Source organism: Actinopolymorpha alba DSM 45243, assembly GCF_000373925.1.
In the GTDB taxonomy this organism is placed as follows: Bacteria; Actinomycetota; Actinomycetes; order Propionibacteriales; family Actinopolymorphaceae; genus Actinopolymorpha; species Actinopolymorpha alba.
Genome location: NZ_KB892781.1, coordinates 39,537 through 52,697, shown reverse-complemented (window position 1 = coordinate 52,697; position 13,161 = coordinate 39,537). Strand labels below are relative to the sequence as shown.

Here is a 13,161-nt window from a genome sequence, read left to right as displayed (position 1 = left end):
CGGTCACCGATACTCCTGGGCAAAGAAGGCCGCGGCTTTTCCCAAGAACTCGTTCTTCAGCCGCAGCTCACGGACCTCTTTCTCCAATTCCCGAAGCCGGGCCCGCTCGCTCACCGACAACGGCGGCTCCTCGCCAGCGTGATCCTTCCGGTAGGCGTTCACCCAGTTCCTGAGCGTCTGCTCATTCACGCCGATCTCGCGAGCTACCTCTGCCACCTTCCGCGACTGATCGATCACAGCCTTCGCCGCCTCTCCCTTAAACTCAAGAGAAAACGACCGCCGAGCTTTCGACATCCCGAAACCCTTCCCATCTATTCCGACATACCCTAGTGGGGACCACAATCCGGAAAGAACGGGGCAGGTCAGAGGTCTTCTTTGTACAGATTCGTGGAAGCTTCGTCGGCTATATGGCAAAGCGCCCACCTCACGTAACGCCGCCTACAGGTTCGGTGCTGTACCTAATCATCATCGCCGAGAAGTGGTGGGTCCATGAGTGGGGTATCACGAACGACCCGAAGGACCTTGGTTTGCTGGGATCAGTATGACGTCTCGGTCTGTCCCGGGAAACACGCTAGCGCCCGGGGCCCGTGATCATGAAGGCAGAAGGGGCTGTACATCCCGAAACCCTTCACGATCACGAACATGATCACGGAACCCGGGTGGGTGATGGTGGTGGCACCTCTCCGGCTCAGGCCCAGTCTTCGCTGCCGCGGAACGGGAAATGCTCTCCTGCGACATAGCGCGGACGAGGGTGGTAGACGTTGACGCCGGCTTCGCCGCGCAGCAGGAAGGCGCTGGGGAACGGCTGCTCCTCGCTGGTGATCCGGGTCGAGGTCGGGATGTAGCGGATGGTCAATCCACATCGCCGGTTGGGCGAGGTGTTCGCGTTGCTGCCGTGGACGATGGTGGGATGGTGCACTTCGACATCCCCGGGGGCAAGCACGATGTCCACCGCGCGGGACTCGTCAAAATCCTCGGTCGGGATCTCGACGCCGAGCACGTTCTCCACCCGGTCGTTGATCAGCACCTCACTGAAGCGCCCCTTGTGGCTTCCTGGAACGAGGCGTACGCAGCCATTGTCAGGCGTTGAATGGTCCACGGCGAGCCACAGGGTCACCACCTCCACCGGGTCGAGCGGCCACAGCGAGCCGTCCTGGTGCCACAGGACGGGCTTGCCGGAATACGGCGGCTTGCTGATGTAGTGCGACGCGAACAACCCGATATTTGGACCGATGAACAGCTCGGCGATGTCCAGCAGCCGGTCGTCACTGATCAGCCGCACCCAGAACGGATCATCCTTGACGTACAAATGACCGAGATTTTCTGGCCGTACGTCAGGATGGCGTTGCTGGAGCCAGGCGACGTGGTCGTTCGCCTCGGCGACCAGCTCGGCATCAAGGACGTTCCTGAAGATCACGTAACCGTCCTGGTCGTACTTTTCCCGAGCGGACGCCCGCTCCTGCGTCGATACCGTCATCGACGGCTCCCCTCTCAGTTGAACTCCCGTGGCCCACGGGTCTCGATGTCACAGTGCCCCGACAGCGACGTCAGGTCCAGACTTAGTCCGCTGGCAGCCGAACGCTGGTCCAGCGCCCGGCTTCCCCGAACACCAGCGCGGCTTCCTGCGGCAGGCATCCGAGCTCTTCGAAAATCACCAGCTGGTTGTCAGCGGTCATCCAACTGCGCGGCAGGTAATAATGCTCCTGCGAGCGGCCGGCACTCCAGAATCGCCCCACGTTGTGGCCGTTCAGGAACACCTGGCCCTTCCGCAGCTCCCCGATGGCCAGATGGACCGGCCGGTCCCCGGCAGGCATCGGAAAGCGGGTCTCGTACCACGCCGGCGTCAACGACCTGTTCTTCCTCGCCAGCTGTCCGCCGGCCGGCAGCAACACCAGCACGGGATCCTTCTCCGTCTCATCGGCCCGAATGGTTGCCGCGGAACCTGCGTCGGCGTCATGCCGCCAGGGCTGCCAGCGCCATCCCGTGCACCGACCACAGCGGGGTACGACGTACACCGTGAGGTTCTCCAGGACAGCCTGCGCCGATCCGCCGGCGTGCTGGATGCGCATCACGCTGGACTCACCAGCCCGCCGGGCAGGTAGCTGCCAGCTGTGCCACCGCTTGATCGCGGAGAACATCGTCCACGGCGACTCCGGATACGACATCGGCAGAATGTCAACGCCGTCCACCGTGACCCAGGCGTGCACACCGTGGATGGTGACGAAAGCGTCTTCGTCGGGCCCGAGCAGCAGGTCGAATTCCACCGCGGGCAAGGGATCTGGCTTGCGATAGAAACGGTCATACAGGAAGGCGTACGCCTCGGCCGAGACCGCGAACGGACCGACGTCGCGCACATTGTCGATCTCGACCCGTCGTGAACCCACGTAGACCGGCCCCTGGATGCCGACCGGGACCGGCACGTCGTAGTTGTGTCCGAGATCGTCGGACAGGAACACCAGCGTGTTCGTGCCGGGGTTGAGGCGTACGGTCAACTCCTCGAACGCCCAATCCGCCGGGTGCGCGTACTCGTCCCGCATCCGGACAGACCGATGCTCGGCATGAGTGCCGGAGTAGGTGCCGTTCACGAACACGGACACGCGGTTCGGGGCATGGGTCAGCAGGAGCGTGTCAACCCCGCCTTTCGCGGACTCCACCTCTGCCGCATACCACACGTACCCCTGGGTGATGCCGAGTTCCTCATGCGCGAGCGGCGCGTCGATACTGGTCCATCCGGGCGACCGGCCCAGCGTGAGGTCAGTGCACGGAAACCTCCGCCACGTGGAAAGCTCGGGCAGGTCGACCTCGTCGACCCGGGTCTCGCACCGCTGCCGCACCGGCGCGCCCGCGGTATCGAGTCGGACGACCTCCGGCGACTCCGGGCTCACCTTCAGCTCCAGCGAGCCATCCTCCGCCACGTCAGCCACGTAATCCGGGCCGAAGACGACGTGCCCGCCCGCGATCCAACAGCGCCTGGCCAGTTCCTCGTCGACGACGAGCAGGCTGAGGTCGTCGACCTGCCGGTGCTCAACGGCGCCACGGCGTACCGGGATCGACAGCTCGTCACCGTTCACGCTGATGACACCCAGGCTGCCAGCCGGGCCGAAGAGGACCAACGCCCGCCTGGCCTCGTCCCGCGCCAGCAAGGTCAGGTTGCTGTAGTCGACGGTGACCCTGTCGAACACAGCGAGGTTCAGCGGGAGGACCACGGCGGCCACCTCTCCGAACGGAACCAGAACACTTCGCCCGTCTGGTAAGCCCAGAACGGCATCCGGCCGACCGTCGCCCACGGACAGGAAGACCAGATCCCCTCTGTCGCACCGCCGCACAACCACGCGAGCCCCGCCTGGACAGGTGACACCCGCGGCCTCCGGGACCTCAACACTGTCCGCAAGAAGCTCGGCGAACTCGCTCGCGAACAGGTTGGCGGGACGGATCGCGTAGTACTTGTCGGTGAGCAGGCCACCGTCGCCGACCGGATAGCCGGAGGCGTACGACGTCACGATGTTGTTGCCCGCCCAGAATCCGAAATTGGTGCCGCCCTCGAACATGTAGTAGACGACCTGCGTCCCGGCCGACGCGTACTCGTAGGCCGCTCGTGCGAGGGAGCGGGCGTCTGGCCAGTCAGCGACCGGATCGCCCCAATAGTGCGGCGCCCCCGACCAGAATTCCGTCGCGATGAGCGGCGCATCGGGCTGTCGCGCCTTCAGGTCATACACCGGCTCAACAACCGTGTGATGGTTGTAGGTGAGGATCATGTCCGGCTCGATCAGCTGATCTCGGGGATCAGTGGAGCTGTTGATCTTTATCGTCGTGTCGGTCGCGGCGTGCACGTTGCAGGCAAGGATGGGAATCTCGATGCCATGCTTACGGAACAGCTCGTTGAGCCGCCGCACGTATCGTCGCATCGAGTCGTCCCAGCCACCGGGATACTCGTTCTCGTTCTGGATCGTGATGACGGGCCCGCCCCTGGTGACCTGGCGTTCGCTGATGAGCGGGATCAGCCGGTCGAACCACCGCTCCACCGCCGCCATGTAGACCGGATCGTCCTCACGGAACCTGCGTACCGGCCTGGCACACAGCCACACCGGGAGCCCGCCGCCGTCCCACTCACTGCAGATATAGGGACCAGGCCGCACCATCGCCAGCATGCCGAGGTCGCCGATCAGATCGAGGTAGGAACCCAGATCCCTGTCTCCGCTGAAATCCATGACCCCTTCGCGCGGTTCGTGGAAGTTCCACGGAACGTACGTCGCGATGGTGTTGAGGCCAGCTCGCTTCGCGCGGAGAAGAACATCCCGCCACTCCGCACGCGGATGCCGGAAATAGTGAACCTCACCGCCGACGATCCAGATCCGCTCGCCGTCGCGCCTGAAGGACTTCGAGTCGTACGTGAACGTTGCCAAGATTCCGCTCCAGCGAACGATGGTGCGGTGTGCCGCCCCAGTCCCTGGGACGGCACACCGGTGGAGATTGCCGCTATGACGTGATGTCGACCCGGTCCGCGACCGTCCACGTGCCGGCGGCGCTGGGGTTCTGGGTGCCGGTAACGCGAACCTTCAGGATGTGTTGTCCCGATTCGAGCACCGGGCTGGTGTAGACGAGAACGTTGCCCGACGACGTAGGCGCGTAGTTGTCGACCATCGTCTCCGCCCCGCCGTCAACCGACACACCGACGATCCCCATCACGCTGCCCAACTCGGAGTAGAGCCTGATCTGCGTGCCAGTGAAGCGCACCTGGTAGTAGTCGTCCGTGATCATCGAGAAGGTCACATCACCTTGGTACGCCGTGGGGTTGGTGTTGGTCCCCCACGTGCCGACGAACTCGAACTCGTTCTGGCCGGTGCCTGTCGTGTGGTCGTTGACCCGGATGAGCCCGTCGGGCGGCGGCTCGTCGTTCCTGATGGTGACGACGCCGGTGCCATCAGAGATGGTCGCGCCACCGGTGGGATTCGACAGGGTGACGTTGAACCTCTCGTCTGGTTCGTCGAGCGTGTCACCGACGATGGTGAACTCGACATCCTTGCTGGTCTGCCCTGGCGCGAACGTCAACGTCCCGTTGGCGGCAATGTAGTCGTCCGGCGCGACCGCCGTGCCGTCGGAGGTCGCGTAGTCGACCGTGACCGTACTCGAGCTCGGGCGTGACAACCGAACCTTGACGGTTGCCGTTGTCGTACCCGAATCCCCTTCTGGGACGGCGGTGTCGCCCACGCTCAGCGTGATCGGCGGCGCGTACACGGAGAGGTCGTCCACCCACGCGTACCCTCCGGTCGTCGGCTTGTAACCGTAGATCGTGGCGCTGGTGTTGGTCGGACCCGTCGCGAAGGTGAGGGTCTTGTCCGCCCACGTCGTGGTGCCGTGCTCCTCGTAGACGTCGGGACCGCCGTAGTCCTTCACGCCAAGGCGCACCTTCTGGTCGTCGGAGTTGGCCCGCAGAAAGCCGCGGAGTTCGTATGTCGTGTTGGGCTTCAGTCCGGTGATGGTCTGCTCGATCCCGTCCTCGCCCGTACCCAGGGCAACCCCGGTCTTGAAGTGGTAGCGGGCGGACACTGCCCCGTCGGCGTGGTCGTACGTCGGCTGCGCGGTCTTCGAGTGCGTCCTGGTCCAGCCGAGCAGGCTGTTCACCCGTGGGTCCTGCAGACGGTTCAGATCCAGGCCGCCGTTGACGAGCAGATCCTTGTAGTCGGTGTCGAGGAGCTGATACGTCGGGTTCGGTGGGTTGACGAAGTCGTGACCCGCCGTCCAGGTCGCACCGCCGGCTTCGTACGCACCGATGTCGGGGGCGCTGCCCACGAAGCCGTCAGTGATCCCGCGGACCGGCGTTCCCGTGTCCCTCGCCGGGGATCCCGGCTTGAGTTGGAAGTCATTCGCCGATGGGTCGACGTACTGCGGATCCCCGGCTGCCAGGTTGTGGCTGAACACCGCCCCGATGTCGGTGGCGCCGGTACCAAGCTCCTGCGTGGCGATGTTGTTCTGGATGCGGTCGCCGTAGGCGTCAAGACCGTACGTCGGCTCCGAGACCCGGATGCCCGACCTGTCGTAGGTCGTGTTGTTGTATACCTGGACGAAGTTCGACAGACGGTTGACGACGATGCCCGCCCAGTCGAGGTTCCAGGTCACGTTGTTGTAGATCAACGCGCTTGTCGAGGACTCATCCAGGTAGATCCCGCAGGTCCAGTCGCCCTCGCCGTTGCTGCGGTGCACGTTGTCGTGCCAGTAGTTGTGATGGATCTCGGAGTTCCCGAGGTCGTTGTGCGCGGTGTAGAGCAGCCCGGTGTCGTGCGCGAAGTAGTTTCCGTGATGGAAGTCGTTGTACTGGATGACGTTTGCGGAGAATTCCCCGCCAATCAACGACCGACCGGAGTTGTAGACGGTGTTGTGGCTGACCAGATGTCCTCGACCGAGCAACTCGATCGCCGAGTTGAAGACGATCCCGCCGTACGTGCCGTCGTGGATGAGGTTGTTGACGAGGCGGTGGTCTCGGCCCTTCATGGTCACCAGCGAGCCGGACGCGTAGGCGATCTCGCTGTTCTTCAGGGTGTCGCTCGTGCCGCACAAGCAGATGCCGCCGCCGCGCCCGGCGCCGATGGCGAGGTTGTACTCGTTGACGTACTTCGCCTTGATGCCGTCAATGACGTTGTGCGATCCCCGGGCGGTGTCGATCGTCGACGCGAACAGCTTGACGCCCTTGATATGGACGTACGACCGCTCCGTCAGGTCGAACGCCAGAGTACGCGATTTGTACTCCACCCTGTGCTTCTTGGGATTGTCGCTGCCCGTCGTGCGGAGGTAGAGCTGGTGCGCAGCCTTGTCGTAGTACCACTCCCCCGGATAGTCGAGAGCGGCGAGCTTGCCCATGATGAAGTACTCCGACCCGCCGAGACCCCAGTCCGCGAGGTCGATGACCCACCCCTGCGAGAGTTCCTTGCGGAAGATCAGCGAGACGATGCCTTCCGTCGTTGGCTTCATGTCCGCCGAGTAGGTGAAGTCCTTGGCCGGCTTGGTGGTCTCATAGACGGTTGAGGCACCCTTCGACTGCGGCTGCGTGAATCCGTGCATGGTGGTGCCGTCCGACTCCCACCAACCCGTCTCCTCGCCCTTCATCCAACCGTCGATGTTGCTGGCGAAGGTCGGCGCGCTCAGGCCGGCCGGCTCGTGCGCCGGATCAGCACCGGCGATCGTGGCGTCGACGTTGGTGAAGTCGGCTTTCGCCGCGACCGTCGCACTGCTTGACTCCACACCAATCCCGAAGGTGCCCTCTGCGACCTCGGAGTTCGTCACCGAGATCACCGGCTCCGGGCCATCGTCGACGTACACCTTGAGTTGATCGCCAATGGCGCTGACCTTCAGCTTGTACGTGGTGTTCGGGGAGACCGTCATGCTGTGCGTGCCGAGCACGGCGCCGCCGGGGCCGATCAGCCGGACCGTGTTGTCGTACGTCGACAGCTTCACGGCGTACGAATCCTGCGACCTGTCCAGCTTGAGTTTGCCGGGGGTGGAGCTCTCGACCAGGGCGGTGCTGAAGTTCCACGAACCGGAGTCCTCGACGAACAACGCCGCGCCGTCCCAGGTGCCCGCCGGCTGATCCAGATTCTTCGGATCACTCAACAAGCTGCCGTTCGACGCGGACGCATCCCGATCCCACAACTTCGGGTCGTACAAGTTGCCCACCGGCGTGTTCGGCGACCGCGCCAGATTGTTCGCCACGCCATCCACATACACCTGATCGAGGAAATCCCCCATCGGCAACGACGCCGCCGTCCGATACACGCTGCCCGACAGTCCGGTCCACGACCCGCTCAGCAGATCGGCACCACTGACCGTCACATCCGCACCCGTGTCCGGCTCGAACGTGATCGGACTCCCCGACGACCCCGAATTCGCCGGGCGCACCGTCTCTCGATACGTTCCCGAACGAATCCGCACCGTGTCACCGGCCCGCGCCACTCCCGCCGCCTTTGAAATCGTCTTCCACGGCGACTTCGAACTGCCGTTGCCCTTGACGTCACTGCCCTTGGCCGCGTCGACGTAGTGAACCGACGCGGCAGCGGCCGGCGTGGCCACGACCGACAGCGCCGGCGCCGACAGCAACGCGACGCCGGCCAGAAACACGATGAGTCGTCTCAGCATGACAACCACCACCTCGGAAGCGATGAACCAGCGGTGCGGGGGCACCCCAGGAGCGGGCGCGGAGGTCTACGTGTACTTCTTGGTATAGGCGTCCTGCTGGATCGCGAGGTAGTTCTTCACACCCATGCGATCCAGGATCTTCAGGTAGTTGTTCCACTCGTTGTCGTCGTTGACGTCAACCTCGCCGATGGTGAACTTCGCGGTCATCTGGCTGACGTGGTTGTTGATCGTGGTGGCGAGTTCGCCCACCTGAGCCGCTTGTTCCTCGTTCAGACTCAACGGTGGCAGTTGCTTGGCCTTGTCCTGGCGGTAGGCGTAATAGTCTCGCTCGGTGAAGTCGTGGAGGAACTTCTCGAACGTCGGCACCTTCGGATCGGATGCCTGCGCCACTCGGAAGTCGTTCGAGCGGTACTGAACGCCCTTCTGGTTCCACGTCCGCCCGGTGAGTTTCTGCGAGCCGTATTCCACCAGTGCGGTCCATACCGCCTGCTTGCCGGTGAGTCCGGTCTCGCTCTCCTTCGCCCATCTCCAGTCTTCATCCAGCACTCCCGAGTTGGACCGGATGATGGCCTCGAGTTCGTACTGCGCATCCGCCCACATGAGAGCGATCTCGGGGTTCTTGCACGCCTTGGTGATCGCGAAGGTGCCGGTCGAGACCGCGCCGTAGTAGTTCCACGGACCAACCCTGGTGCCGTCAGGCCCCTTGAGGATCGGGACGGTCACGTAGTCTCGCCAGCGGGCCTTCGGGCTCTGGTCGTCGAGGGTGAGGAACGATCCCTGATAGAACGCCCGCACCGAGCCGAGGATCGGTGCGGGCGCGGCGTTGCCCACCCGCTTCAACGCCTCCTCGTCCTGCGTGAAACTCGCCTTGGGGAGCAGGCCTTCCTTGTAGAGCTTGTTGAGATAGCGCAGGCCCTCCCGCCACTCCGGCTTGTCGAAGGTCACCTCGACGGTGCCGTCGTTCAGGACCAGCCACGGCGTGCCGGGGTTGTAGAGGAAGGAGCTCATGATGAAGGCGTCGAGACCCTCCCACGAATAGCCCATGAACGGCACCTCGTCGGCTTTGCCGTTCCCGTTGGGGTCCTTGGTCTTGAATGCGCGCAGGACCTCCTCGAAGTCCTGGAGGTTCTGCGGAACTCCCAGGCCGAGCTTGTCCAACCAGGGCTGGTATATCCAGGTCCGCGCGGCTCCCGCCGAACAATGGAAGCAGTCGTTGAGATTCGGCAGTGAATAGATGTTCTTGTCGGTCGACGTGATGATTCTCTTGGTGTCGGGGTAGTCCTGGAATACTCGCTTGATCTCGACGCCGTATTCGTCGATGTACTTGTTGAGCGGCCGGAACAACCCCTGCGATCCGTAGAGCATCTCCTGGGCGGGGCTGAACCCGATCGACATGAAGGCGTCCGGCAGGTCCCCGGCCGCGATCATGGCGTTCACCTTCGTCATCGAGTCGTCGCCGGCCACGACCTTCCACTCGATGTGCACGTTGGTGCGTTGCTCGAACCACTTCGTGAACGCGTTCTTGCTCCAGTCACCGACAAACGGGTCCTGTGGCACCACTACCCGCAGTGTCACCGGATCCTTGGTGAGCGTGCCCTTCTTCGAAGCAATCGGCCCGACGTAACCCTCGGGGTAGGGGACGTCGCTTCGGGGACTCGTCGTGGGCGTCTTGACAGTAGCCGGGGGCGAGGCGCCCTTCTCCTCGTCACCGGAGCAGGCCGCCAGCGCGGATGCCATGCCGGTCGCGGAGAGGCCGAGCGCACAACCGCGTACCACGAAGTCCCGTCGAGTGATGCCTCTGCGCAGAAAGTGGCCGCCAAGATCCCTATTTTCACCGTCGGTCGGCATCGCCGCCTCCTACGGTCGTGTCGCTGTTGCGCGAAGCTGCTGATTTGTGATGGCGACGTTGCGGCGCCTATGTGCCAGGCTGGTGGCTCACCATCACGACGCGGTCGCACGTTGCGCCAGGAGCAGGGCACGAGGTGTTGCCGTAAGACGATGCGCTGCGACAGCCAATGATTACCGCCACGGCTGCCCACTTGAACCGCTAGCTGACAGGCCTACGTTCAGGCCTTGATCAATCGTTTGAGTGGCTTGCGTGGCCGACACGCTAGTGACGTCAAGATCGGGCTGTCAAGGGCGAATCCCTAAGCAGACAGGCGATTCGCGGTGGCCCGTATCGGTCACCGCCGCGTCGCCCACAGCGTTCAAGAATTGACAACTCTTGCCGGCAGATCCGTGTCCCGTCCCGACGGCCACCCGGCACAGAACCCAGCCGTTCATCCCAATGACCCGTTTTTTGCAAGTACCGCCGCATCCGACATCCTCCGCCACCTGTCGTGTCCGACGTTTGAGGGATAGACTCCCTCGTATGTCGGACGTCAATCACGACCAGCTCTACCGGCTCGCGGAGTCGCAGGCCGGGTACTTCACGACAGGTCAGGCGGAGGAAGCCGGAATGGATCGCACCACCCTGCGGTATCACGCCCGCCCAGGCGGACGGTATGAGCGGGTTCGACGAGGCCTGTATCGGCTACGACACTTCCCGTCCAGCCAGTTCGAACACGTTGTCGCCGCCTGGCTGCCCCTCCGCTCAACTGGCGGCGTCGTCTCGCATGCCACCGCACTTGAGCTCTACGACCTCGCGGACGTGATCCCCGACATCGTGCACGTATCGGTGTCCAGGTCCAGGCGTGGACAGCGGCCGCGCCCAGGAGTGCGGATTCACACCTTCCAACATGCTCCAGATCCCGGCCAGGTACGCAGCGCTCATGGCGTGCCAGTAACGAGCCCAGAGCGCAGCATCATTGATTCACTGGAAAACGGTGCGCAGCCAGAACAACTGGAACTCGCCATCTACCAAGCTCTCGACCGCGGGCTCACGACGCCGCGCCGGCTCCGCGCGGCTGCAGCCGACCGGACGACCAACGCACGTCTGTTCATCGATGCGGCGCTGAAGGCGCGGCCATGAAGTACGCCGACCCCGCAAGCTTTCGCCGTGCGCTAGAAGATCGCCTCAAGACTCACGCCCGAGGCGACGGGGCACTCATCGCTCGAAACAGGAAGCGGGTCGTCTTTGACCGTTTCCTCGCCCGGCTCTGCGTCATAGCCCCAAACCGGTGGCTTCTCAAAGGAGGATTCGCACTCGACCTCCGCCTCGCAGAGAGGGGCCGGGCCACCAAAGACGTCGACCTGGACTGGTACGACGTCGCGGACGAACTCCTCGACACGCTTCTCGATGCCGCCATCCACGACACCGGGGACTACTTCACCTTCAAAGTCGAGCGCACGAGCATGCCACCCGAACGCCTCGGCGGCAGCCACCGCTTCCGAGTCACCGGAACACTAGCCGGCCGGGAATTCGACACGTTCCTGCTCGACATCGGCGAGTCCACAGGTCCGATCGGGCACGTCGAAACCATCCCTACACCCGACCTGCTCGGTTTCGCCGGAATCGAGCCGGTGGCCATACCCACCGTCCCGCTCACGCGGCAAGTCGCGGAGAAACTGCACGCCTATACCCGAACCTACGACGGAGGTCGAGCCAGCACCCGAACGAAGGACCTGGTTGACCTCGCGCTCATCGCTCAACTCTTCCCACTTGACGCCGACCACCTCAGACGCGCGATCGATGCGACCTTCGCAAGCCGGGCAACACATGACCGACCCACTACACTGTCGCCGCCACCCACCCAATGGAGCCGGCCGTTCCGCGAACTCGCCCAAGGCGTGGGAGTAGCCGGTGACCTCACGACCGGGCACCGGATCGCCGCCAATCTGCTGAACCCCCTCCTTAGCGGCCGCATCACTTCAGGTTCCTGGCGCCCGGGCGAACAGCAATGGGTAACTCAAAGACACCACGGGCAGCGCAATCAGCCTTGAATGATCGGCGCGCTCAGCAGCGGTTTGACGTCAAGATCAGGCTGTCAAGGGGAAGCCCTTGACGCTCATGGAAGGCCACGGACTCGTGAACATTGCTCGTGACGAGCGCGATACGTCAACTGAGGTGCACTACGGGCCAGGCCAGCGCCCATCGACACGTCCTGAACGCAGCCGCACGATCGTCATCGCGGTCGCCGTTCTCGGGTCCCTCCTGCTCGTCGCGGGATGCGGCGTCACGGTGTGGCGCTATTTCCACGGGCGTGACGCCGACGCAGGTGCGAACAGGACTACACCGAGCACGACTAAACCCTCGCACAACGTGGACGCCGCCAAGGTCGAGGCCGTGCTGAGAGAGCACGACTACTCCTGCTACGAGACCATGACAGAGCCGAGCGTGGTGCGGTCCTGCTACCACACCGCCAACGACGGCGCGCAGCTCGCCGTGCGGATACAGGCAGGGCCTGGCGGCGAGACAGTCAAGGTAGCAATCAAGGGGTGGCAATCAGGATTCGCGCCGGCGCAACCTCGAGGCAACCTGACCGAGCCATCCACACAGATCGTCACGGCCATCAGCCAGGTGCTACTAGGCAATGAGGCAACCAAGGTCCTGAAGATCGAGGACGGAGGGACGCAGCGCGGCGCATCCGCGGTGTGGGGAACTGTGCAGTTCGGGTTGTTTCCAGAAGGCGCGTTCGCGACCTTCGTCAAGGCCGGAAGCAAACCGCTCACGGGCGCCTATCCCCTGCCTGTCCCGAGTGCGGAGGTCATGCGACGGCTCGGCGAGGAGGGGTTCAGCTGCGAGGTGGGCTTCCGGCGACACTGCGACAAGGAGATCGATGGTACGAGCATCTCCGCAGCGATCCGAAAGAACGAAGTGAGCCTCACCATCTGGGGCGCGCATCCCCTCACCGATGCCCTCCTTCGCGCGCAGGTCGAGATGGCGATCGGCCAGCTTGTCAGCGGAGCCGACCGTTCTGCCGCAACCTCCTGGGCGCACTCGAACCTGAACCCAGACCTCGGCGTCGTGCAAGGCGACGCCGGCGGGCTGCACATCGAGATCGCGCGCGAAGTCTTTCTGACGAGCGGGCGGGAGGCCGCCAAGATCACTCTTCAGTCCGCCCAGCCGGGCTTCTCCCCGTGAGGCACCAAGGC

At 63.9% G+C, this 13,161-nt stretch carries 8 protein-coding genes; 3 read left to right on the top strand and 5 right to left on the bottom strand.

Features of this window, described 5'->3' with window-relative positions; genetic code table 11:
• Window positions 1-3: 3 nt before the first annotated feature.
• The 5 genes from B141_RS0128020 to B141_RS43205 all read right to left on the bottom strand — a co-directional run bounded on the left by B141_RS0128020 (window position 4) and on the right by B141_RS43205 (window position 9,975).
• Complete coding sequence (locus tag B141_RS0128020) at window positions 4-294, bottom strand: transposase (RefSeq protein WP_020578508.1); 291 nt, start codon at window positions 292-294, stop codon at window positions 4-6.
• A gap of 394 nt (window positions 295-688) precedes the next feature.
• Complete coding sequence (locus tag B141_RS0128015; RefSeq protein WP_020578507.1) at window positions 689-1,477, bottom strand: phytanoyl-CoA dioxygenase family protein; 789 nt, start codon at window positions 1,475-1,477, stop codon at window positions 689-691.
• Between the two features lie 82 nt (window positions 1,478-1,559).
• Window positions 1,560-4,403 (bottom strand): beta-galactosidase, encoded by a 2,844-nt coding sequence (locus B141_RS46225; RefSeq protein ID WP_020578506.1) that lies wholly within the window; start codon window positions 4,401-4,403, stop codon window positions 1,560-1,562.
• A gap of 73 nt (window positions 4,404-4,476) precedes the next feature.
• A complete protein-coding gene (locus B141_RS46220; RefSeq protein ID WP_237742831.1) occupies window positions 4,477-8,127 on the bottom strand; it encodes a Calx-beta domain-containing protein in 3,651 nt (1,216 codons plus the stop codon).
• Window positions 8,128-8,193: 66 nt separating this feature from the next.
• Window positions 8,194-9,975 carry an extracellular solute-binding protein gene (locus tag B141_RS43205; protein WP_020578504.1) on the bottom strand — a complete coding sequence of 594 codons (1,782 nt, stop codon included), beginning with the start codon at window positions 9,973-9,975 and terminating at the stop codon, window positions 8,194-8,196.
• Between the two features lie 523 nt (window positions 9,976-10,498).
• Between B141_RS43205 and B141_RS0127995 the strand changes: the two genes are divergently transcribed.
• From B141_RS0127995 to B141_RS0127985, 3 genes are all read left to right on the top strand, one after another.
• A complete protein-coding gene (locus tag B141_RS0127995) occupies window positions 10,499-11,098 on the top strand; it encodes a type IV toxin-antitoxin system AbiEi family antitoxin domain-containing protein (RefSeq protein ID WP_020578503.1) in 600 nt (199 codons plus the stop codon).
• Window positions 11,095-12,009 carry a nucleotidyl transferase AbiEii/AbiGii toxin family protein gene (locus B141_RS43200; protein WP_020578502.1) on the top strand — a complete coding sequence of 305 codons (915 nt, stop codon included), beginning with the start codon at window positions 11,095-11,097 and terminating at the stop codon, window positions 12,007-12,009. The genes B141_RS0127995 and B141_RS43200 overlap by 4 nt, the downstream gene beginning before the upstream one ends.
• Window positions 12,010-12,094: 85 nt before the next feature.
• Entirely contained in the window at window positions 12,095-13,150 is a 1,056-nt protein-coding gene (locus B141_RS0127985) for a hypothetical protein (RefSeq protein WP_157181353.1), read from the top strand.
• The last annotated feature ends 11 nt before the right edge of the window (window positions 13,151-13,161 follow it).